Below are 18,866 nucleotides of genomic sequence, written 5' to 3' on the forward strand. Positions count from 1 at the left end.
GTGTCCTTCCTGGGCAAGAATCTGAACGACAAGTCCTATGCCTCGGCGATGGCCTCCGGTGGCAATTACATCTACCGCTTCGTGCCGCGCGACGATGAGCGTTACTTCGGCGTACAGGCACATTTCGATTTCTGATTCGCAATCAACCACCCCGCCGCCCGACCGGGATGCAACGGTCGGATGGCCGCTTCAGCAGCAAGGATATCTCATGGCAAATTCCGCTCGACAACTACGCCTCGGCGCTTTCCTCATGGCTACCGGACACCACATCGCTGCCTGGCGGCACCCGGACGTGCCGGCCGATCCGCTGGACTTCTCCGTCTACCGACGTGCCGCGCAAATCGCCGAAGCAGCCCGCTTCGATGCCTTGTTCGTCGCCGATAGCGTTGCTGTCTTCGGCGACGAGCCGGCCAGCCATACCGCCCGTTCAGTCTATTTCGAGCCGCTCACCCTGCACGCGGCCTTGAGCACCGTCACTGAGCGGATCGGCCTGGTTGCCACCGCCACCACTACCTACAACGAACCCTATCAAGTGGCGCGCCAATTCGCCTCGCTTGACCACCTTTCCGGTGGTCGTGTCGGCTGGAACCTGGTGACCTCCGACGCCGCCCTGGAAGCGCAGAACTTCAACCGCGACGAGCACCTCGGACACGCCGAGCGCTACGCCCGCGCCCGCGAATTCCATCGCGTGGTCACCGGCTTGTGGGACAGCTGGGCCGACGATGCCTTCCTGCGCGACAAGGCCAGCGGGCAGTTCTACGATCCCGGCAAACTGCATGTTCTCAACCATCGCGGCGAGCATTTCAAGGTACGCGGCCCGCTTAATGTAGCGCGCTCACCCCAGGGGCGGCCGGTGGTGGTACAGGCCGGCTCCTCTGAAACCGGCCGCGAACTGGCGGCCGAAACCGCCGAAGTGGTGTTCACCGCGCAGACTTCGCTGACCAACGCTCAAGCCTTCTATGCGGACCTCAAAGGCCGGCTGGGCAAGTTTGGACGCGACGAGGACTCTCTGAAAATCATGCCCGGCGCATTCGTGGTGGTTGGTCAGAGCGAAACTGAGGCTCGGGAAAAATTCGAAGCCTTCCAGGAACTGGTCGAACCGCAAGTGGGCGTCGCCCTGCTCGGACGCATGCTGGGCAATTTCGATCTGTCGGAATACCCCTTGGACGGCCCATTGCCCGAACTACCGCTGACCGACAGCGGCCAGCGCAGTCGCCAGCAGCTGCTGACCGAACTGGCCGGCGCGGAAAACCTGACCCTGGGCCAGTTGGGCCGGCGCATCGCCGGGGGGCGTGGCCACTACAGCCTGATCGGCACGCCGACGCAGATCGCCGACGAGTTGCAGGCCTGGTTCGAAGGGCGCGCAGCGGACGGCTTCAACGTGTTGGTGCCGCATCTGCCCACCGGGCTGGAGGAGTTCGCCACCCAGGTGGTGCCGGAGCTGCAACGGCGCGGGCTGTTCCGCCGCGAATACGAAGGTCGTACCCTGCGTGAACACCTCGGTCTAGCGCGCCCGAAAAACCCGTTCTTCGGTTGAAGGCGACAATAGGCTGGAACCGTAGGGCAGATGCAACCCACCCTATTGGTCCATGACATCAACGGTGGATTGCACCCGCCCTACCACACCGAACAAGGATCTCCATGACCTATCTCGCCGCACCGCAACGCTACGAGCGCCTCCCCTACCGCCGCGTCGGCCGCAGTGGCCTGGTGCTGCCGGCCCTGTCCCTGGGCCTGTGGCACAACTTCGGCGACGCCACCCCTATCGACACCCAGCGCGCCCTGCTGCGCACCGCCTTCGACCTGGGCATCAATCACTTTGACCTGGCCAATAACTACGGGCCGCCCTATGGCAGCGCGGAAATCAACTTCGGCCGCCTGCTGCGCGAGGATTTTCGCGCCTACCGCGACGAACTGATCCTCTCCACCAAGGCCGGCTGGGACATGTGGCCCGGTCCCTACGGCCAGGGCGGCGGTTCACGCAAATACATCCTCGCCAGCCTCGACCAGAGCCTCAGGCGCATGGGTGTCGATTACGTGGACATCTTCTATTCGCACCGTTTCGACCCCGACACGCCGCTGGAGGAAACCGCTGGCGCACTGGCCGATAGCGTGCGCCAGGGCAAGGCGCTGTATATCGGTATCTCGTCCTACTCCGCGGGCAAGACCCGCGAGATCACTGCCCTGCTGCGCGAGCGCCAGGTCCCGCTGCTGATTCATCAACCGGCCTACAACCTGCTCAACCGTTGGGTGGAAAAGGATCTGTTGGCGACCACCGAGGAACTGGGTGCCGGCATCATCGCCTTCACGCCTCTGGCCCAGGGGCTGCTGACCGATAAATACCTGAAGGGCATTCCCCAGGATGCGCGAGTCAATCGTCCGGGTGGCGGTTCGCTGCGTGCCGAGCACCTGTCCGAGGACAATCTCCGGCGCGCCCGGGCGCTGGCTGAAATCGCCCAGCGCCGTGGCCAGAGCCTGGCCCAGCTGGCCCTGGCCTGGACTCTGCGCGATGCGCGGGTCACCTCGGCGCTGATCGGTGCCAGCCGTCCCGAGCAAATCATCGAGAACGTTGCGGCGCTGGACAACCTGGCCTTCACGGCCGAGGAGCTGGTGGAGATCGATCGGCATGCCGTCGAAGGTGGCGTCAATCTCTGGGAAAAACCCTCGACCGACTGGCAGGCATGACGATGAAGAGGCTTCGATTGGGGATAGTCCTGCTGGGACTGCTGACCCTGGCCCAGACCGCACTGGCCGACCCGGCGCTGCTGCGCATCGGCTACCAGAAAGGCTCCAGCGGCCTGGTGCTGGCCAAGGAGCATCGCCTATTGGAAAAGCGCTTTCCGCAGACCCGCATCCAGTGGATCGAATTCCCCGCCGGCCCGCAGATGCTCGAAGCGCTGAACATCGGCAGCCTGGACATCGGTTCCACCGGCGACATCCCGCCTTTGTTCGCCCAGGCCGCCGACGCCGATCTACTCTACATCGGCGCCGAACCGGCCAAACCCAAGGCCGAGGTGATCCTGGTGGCACCGGGCAGCCCAATTAACAGTATCGCCGAGCTCAAGGGCCATAAGGTGGCTCTACAGAAGGGCTCCAGCTCGCACAACCTGCTGCTGCGCGCCTTGGCCAAGGCGGGACTGAGCTTCAAAGACATCCAGCCGGTCTATCTTTCCCCGGCTGACGCTCGCGCTGCCTTCGAGAGTGGCAGCGTGGACGCCTGGGCGATCTGGGACCCCTACTATTCCGCCGTCGAACTGGAAGGGCATGCACGGCTACTGGCCAATGGCGAAGGACTGGGACTAGTCGGCCCTTTTCACCTGGGCGCACGCGCCTACGTGGAGGCCAACCCGGCGTTCATCCCCGCTCTGCTCGACGAACTGGGGCAGGCACAAGCCTTGATCTATAGTGATCGGGCCGACAGCATCCACCTGCTTGCCGCCTTCATGGGGCTGCCGGAAGCGGTGATCGAGCGGACCTTCACCCATCTCGCGCCCCCCTCACCCATCCTGCCGCTGACCGACGAGATCATCGCCGCCCAGCAGCGCACTGCCGATCTGTTCCTGGAAAACCGCTTGCTACCCAAGCGACTGGATATCGCCGCCGCCGTCTGGTGACATTAAGCCCTCGACCATTCGCGCAGCCAATTCCGGCTGCGCGTCACATGCCATTCAACCTGCCAGCGCATCGCCTGAAACATCCACCTCCTGAAGCTCGCTACCGCCTTTGTCCAGACTGTTCACATAGAAACCGCTCAGGCGGAACTCGCTGGGAGAACAGGCAAACGCCCGGCGAAACTGCTTCGAGAAATAATTGGGATCGGGAATCCCCACCGACAGGGCGATGGCCTTGACCGACAGATCGGTGATTTCAAGCAGGTAGGCCGCCCGTTTCATCCGTTCGTGCAGTACATACTCCGCCGGCGACATGCCTGCCGCACGGGTGAATTGACGGGAAAAGTGCGAGCGGCTCAGACCGGCAAGATGCGCCAGGTTGGCCACATCCAGCTTGTCGCCCGCCAATCCGGGCTCGCCGCGCAGACAGGTGTGGATGTGTTGCTGCACGGTCGCGACGATACCCGGCCGGCTGCTGTCTCCGGTACCATCCGGCATGAGCAGGTCGTCGTGCAGCGCCATGAGCGTTTCATAGGCCAAGGCTGAAGCGCGGCCTGCGGTGAGATCCGGCTCGCGGATGAGCGCATCGACATTATCTGCCAGGCGCTCGATGGTCTTGTCAGTCAGCCGCAGGACCGGCCCACGCTCGATAAGCAGAGCCCGTTGCAGGCGAAGCGCCTCCTTGCCGTACATGGCCATCCAGAAGAACTCCCAGTTGTTGCCCGGTTCCAGCCAGTAGCAGTGATCGTGCGGCACCATGACCAGCATGGTATCGCCGGCGCGCAGCCGGTAGTGACGCCCTTCGAAGCGCAAATTGCCTTCCCCGGTCAGGGTATGTTGCACGATCGCGAATGGGGTATTACCCCGCCGCCGCCCATCCCAGTGGTAGGTGCGCTCCTGCAACCGGTCGTAGCCGGCGTTGGTCGGCATGGTGTGTAGCGGATGCCGGCCATGCGGCAGGGAGATGACCCGCATGGCCGGCCCCCTTTCGCGCATGGCAGCAAGCACAGAATTACCTGTCATGGCATAAATCTCTTCTATTCGGTGTGCCGGACTGTCTTCCATCATTGGAATCGAGCGGCTTATGGCAGCTCCGCCAAAAGATCATGTATCGAAGCACTGGCCAATGGTTTTTACCCCTGTCAAGTGCAATGGAGAGATTGAATGACATCCAAGGCAACCAAAATAACAATGATAGGTGCAGGTTCGACTGTCTTCATGAAGAACCTACTGGGCGATCTGCTGCAGGTCGAGACGCTGCGCAACGCCCAGATCACCCTGATGGATATCGATCCACACCGACTGGAAACCTCACAACTGGTCGCCACCAGAATCGCCGAGTCGCTCCGTGCAACCCCTTCCTTCGAGACCACGACGGACCGTCGCCGCGCCCTGGATGGCGCCGATTATGTGATCGTGATGATCCAGGTGGCCGGTTACAAACCCGGTACCGTCACCGACTTCGAGGTGCCCAAGCGCCATGGCCTGCGCCAGACCATCGGCGACACCCTGGGCATCGGTGGCATCATGCGCGGCCTGCGCACCGCCCCCGTACTGGTGGAGATCGCCAAGGACATGCAGGAGCTCTGCCCCGGCGCGCTCATGCTGCAATACGTCAACCCCATGGCCATCAACTGCCTGGCCCTGACCCGTTTCGTGCCAAAGGTGCGAACCGTGGGGCTGTGCCATTCCGTGCAGGGCACAGCGAAAGAGCTGGCCACGGACATTGGCGTGCCGATCGAGGAAATCCGCTATCGCTGCGCCGGCATCAACCACATGTCCTTCTATCTCTCGTTCGAACGCCTGTTGCCGGACGGTCGTACCGAGGATCTCTACCCACTCATCCGCTCCGTTCTCGAGAATGACAAGGTGCCCGACGGAAACCGGGTCCGCTACGAGGTCTTCAAGCACTTCGGCTATTTCGTCACCGAATCCTCCGAGCATTTCGCCGAATACGTGCCCTGGTTCATCAAGCGGGACCGGCCCGATCTGATCGAACGCTTCAATATCCCGCTGGATGAGTACATCCGCCGCTGCGAGGAGCAGATCAGCAAGTGGACGCAACAGGAAAAGGCGCTGCTGCAAGGCGAAGCACTCAAGGTCTGCCGCAGCCATGAATATGCCTCGCAAATCATCGAGGCCGAGCTGACCGGCAAACCCACGGTCATCAATGGCAACGTCAGCAATGCCGGGCTCATCACCAACCTGCCTGCCGCTGCCTGCGTCGAGGTGCCCTGCCTGGTCGACCACAATGGCATCCAGCCGACTCGGATCGGCGATCTGCCGATCAGCCTGGCCGCGCTCATGCAAACCAACATCAACGTCCAGTTGCTGACGGTCGAAGCCCTGGCCAGCGGGCGGCGCGACCACGTCAAGCAGGCCGCGATGCTCGATCCGCATACGGCCGCCGAGCTCAGCCTCGACGAGATCGCCACGCTGGTGGATGAGCTCATCGACGCCCACCAAGGTTGGCTGCCCCTGCTGGACTGAGCCAGCGGCCGGGAGGAGCGGCGAGAACTGGGTACCGGTTACAGACTGAAGTGCGGCGCAGAAAGCAGCGGCGCCTTCAGTCTGTACACCCCGGTTGCACCTGGGGGTTTTCTGCTTCGAACCCGTATCCCCATCGATGCCCATCGCATGCAGAATCACTCCAGCCTGTAGCTACTGCAATTTGGATAAAAATAAATATGAAGGTGATTATGAATAATATCGATCCATAACCACTGGATCATTGAGTCTTCATAGTTTTATTTATGGAACGCCAATAAAAACAATCAAAAAGATCAAAGCAAGTTAATTACCCAGAAACTCATCTTTAATGATGTTGCCACTTTCTACAATTCTCACGAATTATAAAAAGGCTTGCTTTGATTTTTTAAATCAATAAGAAAACACCATGAAAACTATTAGTGCCTGGTCACTCTATGACGCCATTGCCAGAACGTCATATAACATAGTCATGAATATCGGAACGAAGTCTTCTTGTACAGAAGATTCAGTAGATCGTTCAAACTTACAAAGTAGGTGTTTCAATGAGCGCAACTCCACGGCGGGATATACCAGACGCTTTCACTTATCCAGCTTCCGTTCGGGAAGACAGTTCATCGCAACTTTTTCTTGTTGTATCGCGCTATCGCTGACGGCAGAAGCGGCTAACTTCACGGGCTACATTCGAACGGGGGTAGGTGGTAATTCCAAGGGGGGCACCCAGTCCTGCTTCAAGTTACCCGGCGCACCCAGCAAATACCGGCTCGGTAACGAATGCGAACACTATATCGAGTTTGCACTGGAAGACAGGATCAACCTTGCCGATGGTTCGCGGCTAACGGTCATGGGGATGAGTCAGCACTACAACCCTTATGGACATTCACTGAAGTTCAGGCATCCCCATGACAAGGATGCCGCCTGGTCGCGAATCTCACAGTTGTTTTTCAAATGGGAAAAGATGCCCGCTCTGAACGGTGGTAATTTCTGGCTCGGCCGACGCTACTACAAGCGAAATAGTATCCACATAAGCGATTACTACTACTGGAACCAGAGTGCCACCGGTTTTGGTTTCGACGAGGTTCCTATCGGGGATCTTCGCTATAGCTACGTATTCTCGCGCCAGGATAACTACGTCCAGAAACCCTACATCAACCGTCACGACTTCAACGTCAATGGCTTCAAGACCAATCCCGGTGGCGAGTTGCAGGTCGGCCTGAGCTATATCCAGAAGCCAGACAGCTCCAATGCGCACAGCGGCTGGGCGCTCAGTGCGCAGCACATGCAAGCGGGTGTGCAGGGTAGCGGCACCAACACCTTTGCCCTGCAATATGGCCGTGGACCGGGAACCGGTTTAGGATTTACCGGCAATCCGACACTGGACGACAGCAACAAAAGCTGGCGTCTGGTCGAGAACTTGGTCTGGCAAATAACACCACGCTTCAGCGGCCAGTTCGAAGTGGTTTACCAGAAGGATATCCGTACCGATAGCGACGATCAGCGTTGGCTCTCCATCGGTGTTCGTCCGGTCTATGCCTTGACCGAGCACATCAAACTGCAGGCTGAAGTCGGGCGCGACCAGATCAAGGCGCCTGATGGCACTCGGCAACTGACCAAGTTCACCATTGCGCCGGCCTGGTCGTTCGCCGGCATGGAATACTGGGCCCGACCGGAACTTCGCGTGTATTACACCTATGCGACCTGGAACAAGGCAGCTCAGCGAGCAGCAGATCCAGGCTCGACCTTATCCAGTACGGGAGCCTTTGGCACCGACCGGCATGGCTCCAACTTTGGTGCACAGCTCGAATGGTGGTGGAAATGATGTGTGCTCTGACTGCCAGACAAGCACACAGCATGGCTGGATGAAGCATGGAGTTCGCCAAACGACTCAAAAGCCTTTTGCCCCATCGCAATCACAACCATCAGGTTTCCGTTGAGCTCTCGTCTATTTATTACAACTGAACCTTCGAAAAACCGACAGCAGGCCGCTGAACCACCAAACCACAAGGAGGAGGTGCGCAACCGAGCAGAGCGACTGTCGGTTGCGCCTCCGAAGCGTCGAAAACCTACACGGCCTGCACTTCTATGAGCATGGCGCTCAGTGGCTGCATGAACGGCGGGAAAATACCGACATTCATCAAGGTTGCTCCGCTGAGCGGGACTTTTCCGGAAAACACTGCCTGTTGTTCATTGGACGGCAGGTAGCCCGGCAGTTCTTGCGGTTCAGGGAGGGTGATGCGATAGGTTTTCGCCGGGTCGAGACCACTCAGCCGTACCGGCGCAGGTCGACGGGCGAAGACCCAGTCGCGCTGAGCCACCAGAAAAACCCCCGAGCGCGCCTCAGCGCAGACGACTCCGCGTACCACCCGCGCCGGATCAGTGGCGCAGAACTGTGCCTGACCATGATGGAGCAGTTCGCGCAGCCGTTTGTGCAGCGTAATCCACGCCTTGAGCCGTGTGCTTTCCTCAGCGGGCAGGTGCGTCGGGTCCAGCTCTACCCCGAAATGCCCGAAAATGGCCACGCAGGCCCGAAAATCCAGTGTCGTCATCCGGCCGGTGATGCCGTTCGGAATTTCCGAAACATGGCATCCGGTCACCTCCGGCGGTAGGAAATGCCAGGCCGCTCCCTGGATCGCCAGACGCTCCAGCGCATCGGTATCGTCCGAAGTCCAGACACGCTGCGTATGCGCCAGCGCCCCCCAGTCCGCCCGGCCGCCACCGGATGCGCAGCTTTCGATCTCCAGGTTGGGATGTGCCTTGTGCAAACGATCCCACAGCGCATAGAGCGCCAGGACCTGACGGCGATAGGCAGCGCGGCCTTGCGCATCGGATGCTTCGACCAGATCGCGGTTGAAATCCCACTTGATGTAATCGATCTGTACGCTGGCAACATGCTCCGAGATCACGTCGAACAGATAATCCGCGACTTCGGGCCGCGAAATATCCAGCACCAACTGATGGCGAGAGGTCCATAACGGATAACCGCGCGTCTGCAGCACCCAGTCCGGGTGTGCGCGATACAGGTCGCTGTCTGGATTGACCATCTCCGGCTCGTACCAGAGCCCGAACTCCATGCCGTGTCCATGAATTCTGTCCGACAGGGGCCGCAGACCGTTCGGAAAGATCGAGGCAGCCGTGAACCAGTCGCCGAGCCCGGCCTTGCTATCGCGCCGCGCACCGAACCAGCCGTCATCCAGCACAAAGCGCTCGATGCCGAGTGCGGCGGCCGCGTCCACCTGGCGCATCAGTTGATCCTCGTTCAGGTCGAAGCCGCTTCCTTCCCAGGAGTTCAGGATGATCGGGCGCGGTTTCATCTTGCCGCCCGGCCAGTGCAGGATGCGGCGGCGGGCATGGGCCTGGAACGCCCGGGCGCACCCCGCAAACCCAACGGATGAATAGACGGCATAGGCAACCGGCGTAACCAGCTCGGCTCCCGGCGCCAGATCGCCTTCGCCCGGATACAGGTATTCGCCGCACGACAAGCGAATGCGCCCGTCCTCCATCCGCTCCACACTAAGACGATGCCCGCCGCTCCAGCCAAGCTGTACGGCCCAGGCTTCGCCTTCGTTTTCCGAAGTACTGGCCGGTGCGAGCAGCATGCCGGGGAAATGGTCGTGCGTGCGGTTGCGGCGGCTCTCCACCACGATCCCGCCACGGGTCAGATTCGTTGGCTCGATGCCGAATTCATTCCCCCACTCGCCGGACAACACATGCGCGGTATCGACCGATTCGGGCAACAGATAGGTTCCCGAAACCAATCGCTCGACCCGCAGGTTCTGCGTACCGGTATTGGTCAGTCGCGCCTGGCTGCTCAGTACATCGTCAGGCCCGAGCTCCAGATTCAGCTCTAGCGCGAGCCCGGACACAGCGTCCTTCCCGCGCACCACCAGTTGCTGGCCATCCTGGACGACCTCTTCGGTGGCGAAACCCGCTGTCCAGCCGGTGCCATCGGAACGTACCGCAATCAGGCCAGGCATGTCGAAATTCCACCTGCCGGTCGTATCGAACAGGGTAATCAACGGGCGCCACTGGTCTGGCCCGTTATTGGGGATATCCGCGGCGCGGGCGGCGAAGATCTCGGCCGCAGTGATGGCCTGCGGCAGGCGTCGTCCCCAGTAGGCGATTTCCGGCAGACCTTCCTGGCGCTGGATCAGCAATAAAGTGGCGTTCGTGCCATCCAGCCGGATCAGCGCTTCAGGATGACTGCCTCCCTGGCCGGCCCGTTCGATTTGTGGAATAGGTGAGGTAGATGCTTGAGTCATGGGTTGTCCTTTTGTTTTTTATTGGCTGTTTAGACAGAGAATTCCCCGCCTGCGAAAAGGGCACGCTGGATGTCGACGGGGGTGGCGTCACCGAAGTTGTGCCACAGGCCCGGGGACAGGGCCGGCAGCACGCGGCCGCTCGTAGCGTTGCGGTGCGGCAAGGTAAGGCATGGGCAAATCCTTATTATGATTATGGTGAATGGGCAAACAGGTTTTCGAGCGACGGCAAGCGCTTCAATTGCGCCGATGATGAAAGACAGCCGAGGGCTTCGAATAGAAGAGATTTATGTCATGACGGGTAATCCTGTGCTCATTTGCATGCGGAAAAAGCCTCGTCAAGGCGGTCGCGCTGTCAGTGAGGACTTCCGATCCCAACTCTGTTCCCGAAACAATTTCATTGGGCATTAGCGTCTTATTTTCCCAGTGAACTCCGTTGGCAACTTTCAGATGCACAGCCCGGACAAGAGCAGTGGCACGTTCCAAAAGGCGGAGCGTTATCAGCTCTGTACGGAAAGTCAGCAGGTTTCAGCATTGGCCACGATCAGGCACTTCGTTTTTTACATTGAAAGAGCACAGAATTACCCGTCATGACATAAATCTCTTCTATTCGAAGCCCTGAACTGTCTTTCATCATTGGGCCCGATGAGCTTGCACAGCTCTGCCAAAAGATCAGGTAGCGAAGTACTGATCGACGGTTTTTACTCCTGCCAAGTGCGATGGAGAGATTGAATGACATTCAAGGTGACAACAAAAATAACAATGACAGGTGCAGGTTCGACCCTCTTCATGAAGAACCTGCCAGGCGCTCTGTCTATCGGTCCGCAGCGACTGGAAACCTCCCCATGGGTTGCCACTCGAATCACTGACTCGCTCGGTGCGATACCTGCTTTCGAAGCCACGCCAGACCACTGCCGTACCCTGCCGGGTCAATCACGATGGCGCACAACCAACCAGGATCGGCGATCTGCCAGTCAGCCTGGTTGTCCCGATAATTCACGCCCAGTTGACGGTCGAAGTCCCGGTTCTGGTTAGGGCCCCGAAGACCACATCAAGCAGACCTCGGTCTCGCTCCGGATACGGCCACCGAACTCAGCCTCGACGAGATCACCAGGCAGGTGGATGTACTCATCGACGCCCATGAGGTTGGGTGCCTTGCTGAATCGAACCAATGCCTGAGGGTGAACAGCATCGACTGCTCGTTCCTCCTGCCCGATCTGCAACTCTCATAACAACAATAGCACCAGAGGTGATTTATGAACGTGGCTCACGATGCTGCTGAAAGTCCGCTTTCGTCATATCTGAAATACGGCCTGATTTTCTTCCTGTATTACTTTATCTACGGCGGAACGATTCCCTTCCTCGCCGTCTGGCTGGGTGACACGGCCAAGCTGGAGGCCGGCGCCATCGGCCTGCTCTTCGGTTCCAAGGCGATATTCGCGCTGCTGCTGCAGCCCCTGTTCGGCTTCCTGACCGATCGCCTGGACAATCGCAAGCATCTGTTGTGGTGCCTCATCGGCCTGCTGGTGCTGTTCGCTCCCTACATGAAATGGGTCTTCGCCCCGCTGCTGGCGGAAAACCTATTGCTCGGCGTACTCGCTGGCGGTATCTACCTGGGTACTATCTTTGCTGCCGGTTCCGGTACGTTCGAGAGCTATATCGAAAAAGCCTGCCGGGCCAGTCATCTGCCCTATGGCCGGGTGCGCATGTTCGGTGCCATCGGTTATGGCTGCTCTGCGGCTCTGTCGGGCATGCTCGTCAGCACCAATCCCGAGTCGATCTTCTGGATCGGCTCCGGTTGCGCTCTGGTTCTGGTCGTGCTGTTTCTGCAGGTCAGGCCGGCCTCGGCGGTTGCCCAGCCTGACGGCGGCGACGAACGCCACAGCCCGATTTCCGCAGCGACGATCAAGGCGCTGCTTGCCAAGCGCAATTTCTGGTTCCTGATCCTGTATGTCGTGGGGGTCGCCTGTCTGTACGATGTCTTCGACCAGCAGTTCGTGAAGTTCTTCTGCAGCTTCTTCGATACGCCACAACAGGGTACCCGGGTCTTTGGCTTCATCACGGTCCTGACTGAAGGTTCGGTCGCGCTCATGATGTTTTTCATTCCCGGCCTGCTCAAACGTATCGGCGGCAAGAACGCGCTGATCATCGCTGGGTTCGTCATGTCGATCCGGATCATCGGCTCGGGCCTTGCCACCAGCCCGGCCGAGCTGGTCGCCATGAAAATGCTGCATGCCCTGGAAGTCCCGCTGATTTTCATCGGCATGTTCAAGTACATCGAGGATGTCTTCGATACGCGCCTGTCCGCGACCATCTACATGGCGGGTTTCATCTTTGCCAAAGGCCTGGGCGTCACCATCATTTCCCCAGTGGCCGGGTATATGTACGAGGCACTCGGTTTCAAGGATGCCTATCTGATCCTCGGCAGCGTGGCTTTCCTGTTCACGGTCATCTCAATCCTGACGCTCGATAGCGGCAGCTATAAGAGCCTCCACCGACTGGACATCTTTGCGAAAAAGACTAAAGCAAGCCCAGCCGATGGCGAACAAGCGAATCTCATCCCACATGCGGAACGCAAGGCGTATTGAGCACACCGCACACTGAACAACAGACTCGACAGGGGGCGATATGACGCCGAATGACAAGCATGCGTTACAAGCTGTTTACCCGGACCTCAAGGGCCGGACGGTTCTGGTTTCCGGAGGTGGATCAGGCATTGGCGAGGCGCTGGTACGGGCCTTCGCCGAACAGGGGGCCAGGGTCGGCTTTGTCGATATCGCGCAGCAAGCCGGGGAGCGCCTGGAGGCGGAATTGACGGCGGCAGGACACGCGGCCGTCTTCTGCTATAGCGACATCACGCAGCCAGCGGCTTACCAGGAAGTCATCCGGGGCCTGGCCAAGACCCTGGGGCCGATCACCGTCCTGCTGAACAATGCCGCCAATGATGTACGGCATACCCTGGAAACGCTGGAACCGGAGTGCTTCGATCAGCTGGTCGGAGTCAACCTCAAGCATGCCTTTTTCGCAGCTCAGGCCGTGGCGCCGATGATGCGGGAGGCCGGTGGCGGCTCGATCGTCAATTTTGGCTCCATCGGCTGGATGAGCGGCGCCAGCGGCTACCCGGTCTATGCCGCCAGCAAGGCAGCTACCCATGGCCTGACCAAGGCCCTGGCGCGTGAGCTCGGCCCTGACCGGATCCGGGTGAACACCCTGGTTCCGGGGTGGGTCATGACGGACAAACAGCTGTCTCTCTGGGTCGACGATGCCGCCAGGGAAACGATCAAGCGCAACCAATGCCTGCCGGGCAGTCTGCAACCGGTGCATATCGCCAATATGGCGCTGTTTCTCGCGTCGGAGGTTTCCGCTATGTGCACCAGTCAGAACTTCATCGTCGACGGGGGATGGGTATAACCCTTCCCCAGCGATGACGAGCAGTCCCGGTTTCTCGGTTGGAGAAATCCGGGGCTTTCACTGACAAGGAAAACCAGGTCACTGCTCATGACACACTCTGTGTTCGATGCCCGAAAATGCACACTGGGCGAAGGCATCATCTGGCACCCTGCCAGAAAACAGCTCTTCTGGTTCGATATCATCGGCCGCACGCTGCTATCGCGACGGGATGACTTCAGCCAGGCGTGGAGTTTCGATAGTTTCGTCTCGGCGGCGGGATGGATAGATGCCAATACCCTGCTGATCGCCAGCGAGACGGAACTGCTTGCGTTCGATATCGAGACGGGAAACAGGCAGCGAGTCGCCAGCCTGGAAGCCGACAACCCCACGACCCGCTCCAACGATGGCCGCGCCGATCCCTGGGGAGGCTTCTGGATCGGTACCATGGGTAAACAGGCCCAACCCGGTGCCGGCTCGATCTACCGCTACTATCGAGGGGAAATCCGGGTTCTGTTTCCTTCCCTCGGCATCCCCAACGCCATCTGCTTCTCGCCTGACCGGCGTTACGGTTATTTCACGGATACGCCACGCCGCATCATCTGGCGACAACCCCTGGCAGCAGCCGATGGCTGGCCTGTGGGTGAGCCCGAAGTGTTCATCGACTGCGCCAAGCTCGGCTACCACCCTGACGGAGCCACCGTGGACCGCTCCGGGCATCTCTGGAACGCCAACTGGGGTGCCGGTGCCATCGTCCGCTACACCCCAGAGGGGCAGGTAAAAACCACCCTGGCCTGCCCGACCGCGAACATGACCTGCGTGGCATTCGGGGGTGAACATCTGGCCACCCTGTTTGCCACATCCGCCTGGCAGGACACCAGCCATCTATCCGCTACCGCGCTTGCCCATGCCGGTTCGACATTCCGTTTCGAACCCGATGCCCAGGGCCTGCCCGAATACCAGATAATCCTTTAAGGCTTGCCCATGATCGTATTGCAGAACGCCACAACCCGCCTCGAACTGCTTCCCGAGCTTGGTGGAGCAATCGCCAGCTGGACCCTGCTCGCGTCAGGACAGCCCCTGCTGCAAAGCCCGGTCGGTGATCGCTACAGCTGGGGTAAAGTCGCCTGCTTTCCATTGGTTCCCTGGTCGAACCGCATAGAGCACGGCGGCTACCAGAGCGCCCAGGGTTGGCTGCAACTGCGCTGCGTCCTCGAAGACGAGCCATACCCTATCCATGGCACCGGCTGGCATCAGGCCTGGGAAGCTGTCGAACAATCGGCACAAACCGCCCTGCTGCGACTCGTCTCCGAAGAACCCTATCCCTATCAGGCCGAACAGAAGATTGCCTTGAACGAGCAAGGGCTGCTCATCGAACTGAGCGTGGTACACCAAGGCCATGAGCCAGCCTGGTACGGCATCGGGCTGCATCCGTTCTTTCCTCGCTGGAAACACACCCGGCTCCAGGCCAGCGCCAGGGCCGTCTGGTTCGAGAAAAATCAGCGCTTTCCCCGCCATGAAAGGAAGATCGAAGGGGATTGGTGTTTCACCAAGGCCAAGGAGCTACCGGCAACCTTGATCGACCATGCGTTTTCCGGCTGGAACGGCGAATTCTCGATCATTCAGCCGGATGCCGGTTACCGACTGGAATGCCTCACCGAGCACAGCGACACCTTCATCCTATATACCCCACCGGACAAGGATTTTTTCTGCTTCGAGCCCGTATCCCATCCCATCAATGCTCACCACCTGCAGGATCGTCCCGGCCTGCGGTTACTGCAAGCCGGACAGCGAATCGACATGAAAATGCTCATGCAGCCTATCGCCCTGCCTGCGATGGACCAAGAAAGCACAGTCACCAGGCTGGCTCGCATGGAGTGAAACAGCACACAGCCAATCGACAGGGTTAATTAGATAAATATTCTTTTCGTCAATCGCTTTAACATTATTTTCACATGTGTTTTTGTAATATTTTATTGCAGGCTAGTTTCTGAAATGAACCTTCTGCGAGACGCTAATTTTAAGCCCGTTCCCGAACGGGCCTTTTTTTTGCCTGCGTCACAGACATTGACATGCATCCAGTATCCCTATTGATTCCCCTGACTCATTAGAAAGACCAAGGAGAGAGCATGTCCGAACTGAAAGATCCCAGAGTGTTATTCGCTGCCGAAAGAACCTTGCTGGCATGGAATAGAACCAGCCTGGCCCTGATTGCCTTCGGGTTCGTTGTCGAGCGCTCAGGCCTGCTGATTCAGGCGATAAATCCTCAACATCAGTCAGTAACCACGTTTATCGTTACGTTCTGGCTTGGCTTGGCCTTCATCGCGTTAGGCGCTTTTGCCGCTATTTTTTCAAGCCGCCAATATCTGATCGTATTGAGGACCCTGAATCCCGCCGAATTTCCAGCGGACTACGCAGCCAGGTGGGGAATTTTCATAAACATCCTGGTCGCCCTGCTCGGCGCCGGTCTGATGCTGGCACTGTATATGCCCTGACTTCACACCCATTATCCAGTCGTTTCCTGTACAGACGCCTACTTTCCCGTCATTCGACGTTTTTCACGCCCCAGGAGTGAGCCTGTTTGTGCAGCAACGCTCAACGACAGGCACACCATTGCGCGGCTCGATCACCATTGCGAACGAAACCACAGTAAAATTTCCCTCCTTTTTCGCTCCTGCGAGTCGTCGCGCCATGCCTGCTTCCACCTTCCGCCCCGAACTCCTGTCCCCTGCCGGCACGCTGAAAAGCATGCGCTACGCCTACGCCTACGGCGCCGATGCGGTGTATGCCGGGCAGCCGCGCTACAGCCTGCGGGTGCGCAACAACGAGTTCGACCACGCGCACCTGAAGCTGGGGATCGACGAGGCGCATGCGCAGGGCAAGCAGTTCTACGTGGTAGTCAATATCGCGCCGCACAATGCCAAGTTGCGGACCTTCATCAAAGACCTGCAACCGGTGATCGAGATGCAGCCTGATGCGCTGATCATGTCCGATCCCGGTCTGATCATGCTGGTGCGCGAGCATTTTCCGCAGATGGCTATCCACCTCTCGGTGCAGGCCAATGCGGTCAACTGGGCCAGCGTCGAGTTCTGGCGGCAACAGGGGCTGACCCGGACCATCCTGTCCCGCGAGCTGTCGCTGGAGGAAATCGCCGAGATGCGCGAACGGGTGCCGGGTATCGAGCTGGAAGTGTTCGTCCATGGCGCGCTGTGCATGGCCTATTCCGGGCGCTGCCTGCTCTCCGGTTACCTCAACCACCGCGACCCCAATCAGGGCAGTTGCACCAATTCCTGCCGCTGGGAATACAACACCTATGCGGGCAAGGAAGACGAATTGGGCAATATCGTCCATGCGCAGGAGCCGGTCCCGCCGGTCGCTCCTGCTGCAGCGCCAACCCTGTTCCAGATCGAACCGACCCTGGGCAGCGGCACACCGACTAATCAAGTGATGCTACTGGAAGAGAGCCAGCGTCCCGGCGAATACATGGAAGCCTTCGAGGACGAACACGGGACCTACATCATGAACTCCAAGGACCTGCGCGCTGTGCAGCATGTGGAGCGACTGGTGCAGATGGGCGTGCATTCCCTGAAGATCGAAGGCCGCACCAAATCCCATTACTACGTGGCGCGCACCGCCCAGGTCTACCGCAAGGCTATCGACGACGCAGTCGCTGGCCGGCCGTTCGACAAGTCATTGATGGATACCCTGGAATCCCTGGCTCATCGCGGCTACACCGAAGGCTTTCTGCGCCGCCATGTGCATGATGAATACCAGAACTACGAGCGCGGCTATTCGCTCTCCGAACGCCAGCAGTTCGTCGGCGAGCTGACGGGCGAGCGCCGTGGCGATCTGGCTGAAGTAGTGGTGAAAAACCGCTTCGCCATCGGTGACTGCCTGGAGTTGATGACCCCGCAGGGCAACCTCACCTTCCGCCTGGAAACCCTGGAAAACAAAAAAGGCGAGCGCAAGGAGGTGGCCCCGGGCGACGGCCATACGCTTTACCTGCCGGTGCCGGAAAACGTGGACCTGAGCTACGCACTGCTGATGCGGGAACTGGAAGGCGGAGCAACGACGCGGGGGTGAAACAACATTGGGCCGAAAAGCCGAGCATTGGCCCAATGGATGACACACCATGCCCATGCACTCCAAACAACTCTTGGTGTAGATAAAAAGCCGAGCGTTAGTGTTCAGTTTAAAAATCAATCAATTGCCTGCTGACGAGAGTTCCTTTCGGCAGGCCTCATGACTTTAGCGCTTTCTACGGATTGCCTTGCGCTGTCGAATCTGAACTATTTGCTTGAGTACCGGCCAAGCCTAATTTTTCATAGTGGTAGATAAACCTTGGCGGGCTCCTGCCCCTCATATTGTCTGGGAAAACTCCTGTTTCCATTTGAATCCAGACAGATCAAACGAAAACTGAACCAGTCCAATATCGGAAACAGGAAGCTCTACCTGCATTTTCTTGGCCAGCAAAGCCATTTCAAATAAAAACCTTGAGTTCTTGATCGTCAGTAATTCTATTTTTTCAACTGAATTACTGGCTTTCACCTCCAGAATTTTTCCATCATCGAACTTGATTTTTACATTACAAAAATTGGGCGAAAAACAGTTGGATACACCACCATTCAATTGAAATGAAACATTGCTTTTATTTCTCAATTTAAATAATGAAAAATCAAGAGACAGATCTTCATAAGAGGGGTAATTATTATTTGATGATTTGTTTTTTGCGAAATAGGTCGTCTCTCCCCTCACCTTGTCTTTGATCTCGGTGTATTTCCATTCAGCGCCTGCATCCAATGCAACGGATAAAAAGCAAGCCAAAACCAACCACTCAATTTTTATAACCTTCATATCTTCTCCATGCTGAAACTCAGCGCTCTCGGTATTTCGAAGGTCTGTTCTTTCATCACACTGAGCGCACCTATCGGCTAAACGCTGCTTATCTTGCGTACATCGACCGTGGATGCCAACAGAGCGAACGTCTATTGACACCTGGAAATGAGCTGAATCAAGCAACCCGGACATTCAGCCTTTGAAGATCGGTCCACGCTACCTGCCATCACCTCTGTAGCCATTTTGTATTCATGGGACGACTACTCTACTCGATAAAGAAAACGCGGCC

The 18,866-nt window shown here is 58.5% G+C and carries 14 protein-coding genes; 11 read left to right on the forward strand and 3 right to left on the reverse strand.

Translation table 11 applies throughout. The features are described 5' to 3' along the window. The first annotated feature begins 208 nt into the window (after positions 1-208). The 3 genes from FHR87_RS17440 to FHR87_RS17450 all read left to right on the forward strand — a co-directional run bounded on the left by FHR87_RS17440 (position 209) and on the right by FHR87_RS17450 (position 3,614). The gene (locus FHR87_RS17440; protein ID WP_183168056.1) at positions 209-1,537 is read left to right on the forward strand and encodes an LLM class flavin-dependent oxidoreductase; all 1,329 of its coding nucleotides are present in this window, start codon (positions 209-211) and stop codon (positions 1,535-1,537) included. Positions 1,538-1,641: 104 nt separating this feature from the next. Beyond that, positions 1,642-2,685 (forward strand): L-glyceraldehyde 3-phosphate reductase, encoded by a 1,044-nt coding sequence (mgrA, locus tag FHR87_RS17445; protein ID WP_183168058.1) that lies wholly within the window; start codon positions 1,642-1,644, stop codon positions 2,683-2,685. 2 nt (positions 2,686-2,687) lie between these two features. Then, the gene (locus tag FHR87_RS17450; protein WP_183168059.1) at positions 2,688-3,614 is read left to right on the forward strand and encodes an aliphatic sulfonate ABC transporter substrate-binding protein; all 927 of its coding nucleotides are present in this window, start codon (positions 2,688-2,690) and stop codon (positions 3,612-3,614) included. A gap of 54 nt (positions 3,615-3,668) precedes the next feature. On the opposite strand, the gene FHR87_RS17455 is transcribed toward FHR87_RS17450, so the two are convergent. Continuing rightward, a complete protein-coding gene (locus FHR87_RS17455) occupies positions 3,669-4,634 on the reverse strand; it encodes an AraC family transcriptional regulator (RefSeq protein ID WP_183168061.1) in 966 nt (321 codons plus the stop codon). 141 nt (positions 4,635-4,775) lie between these two features. Between FHR87_RS17455 and melA the strand changes: the two genes are divergently transcribed. Next, positions 4,776-6,101 carry an alpha-glucosidase/alpha-galactosidase gene (gene melA, locus FHR87_RS17460; RefSeq protein ID WP_183168062.1) on the forward strand — a complete coding sequence of 442 codons (1,326 nt, stop codon included), beginning with the start codon at positions 4,776-4,778 and terminating at the stop codon, positions 6,099-6,101. Positions 6,102-6,507: 406 nt separating this feature from the next. Continuing rightward, complete coding sequence (locus FHR87_RS17465; protein WP_246336090.1) at positions 6,508-7,917, forward strand: maltoporin; 1,410 nt, start codon at positions 6,508-6,510, stop codon at positions 7,915-7,917. A gap of 244 nt (positions 7,918-8,161) precedes the next feature. On the opposite strand, the gene FHR87_RS17470 is transcribed toward FHR87_RS17465, so the two are convergent. After that, entirely contained in the window at positions 8,162-10,357 is a 2,196-nt protein-coding gene (locus FHR87_RS17470) for an alpha-galactosidase (protein WP_183168064.1), read from the reverse strand. Positions 10,358-11,610: 1,253 nt separating this feature from the next. On the opposite strand from FHR87_RS17470, the gene FHR87_RS17475 reads away from it, so the two are divergent. The 6 genes from FHR87_RS17475 to trhP all read left to right on the forward strand — a co-directional run bounded on the left by FHR87_RS17475 (position 11,611) and on the right by trhP (position 17,824). Beyond that, a complete protein-coding gene (locus tag FHR87_RS17475) occupies positions 11,611-12,942 on the forward strand; it encodes an oligosaccharide MFS transporter (protein WP_183168065.1) in 1,332 nt (443 codons plus the stop codon). Positions 12,943-12,982: 40 nt separating this feature from the next. Next, complete coding sequence (locus FHR87_RS17480; protein ID WP_183168066.1) at positions 12,983-13,765, forward strand: SDR family NAD(P)-dependent oxidoreductase; 783 nt, start codon at positions 12,983-12,985, stop codon at positions 13,763-13,765. An 87-nt stretch (positions 13,766-13,852) separates the two neighbouring features. Next, on the forward strand, positions 13,853-14,716 hold the full coding sequence (locus FHR87_RS17485) for an SMP-30/gluconolactonase/LRE family protein (RefSeq protein WP_183168068.1): 864 nt from the start codon (positions 13,853-13,855) through the stop codon (positions 14,714-14,716). 9 nt (positions 14,717-14,725) lie between these two features. Beyond that, entirely contained in the window at positions 14,726-15,622 is an 897-nt protein-coding gene (locus FHR87_RS17490) for an aldose 1-epimerase (RefSeq protein ID WP_183168070.1), read from the forward strand. A 248-nt stretch (positions 15,623-15,870) separates the two neighbouring features. After that, positions 15,871-16,236 (forward strand): YidH family protein, encoded by a 366-nt coding sequence (locus FHR87_RS17495; RefSeq protein ID WP_183168071.1) that lies wholly within the window; start codon positions 15,871-15,873, stop codon positions 16,234-16,236. A gap of 196 nt (positions 16,237-16,432) precedes the next feature. Further along, on the forward strand, positions 16,433-17,824 hold the full coding sequence (gene trhP, locus FHR87_RS17500; protein WP_183168073.1) for a prephenate-dependent tRNA uridine(34) hydroxylase TrhP: 1,392 nt from the start codon (positions 16,433-16,435) through the stop codon (positions 17,822-17,824). A gap of 276 nt (positions 17,825-18,100) precedes the next feature. Here the strand turns inward: trhP and FHR87_RS17505 are convergent, their stop codons facing one another. Then, entirely contained in the window at positions 18,101-18,769 is a 669-nt protein-coding gene (locus tag FHR87_RS17505; RefSeq protein WP_183168075.1) for a hypothetical protein, read from the reverse strand. Between the last annotated feature and the right edge of the window lie 97 nt (positions 18,770-18,866).

Source organism: Azomonas macrocytogenes, from assembly GCF_014191985.1.
In the GTDB taxonomy this organism is placed as follows: Bacteria; Pseudomonadota; Gammaproteobacteria; order Pseudomonadales; family Pseudomonadaceae; genus Azomonas; species Azomonas macrocytogenes.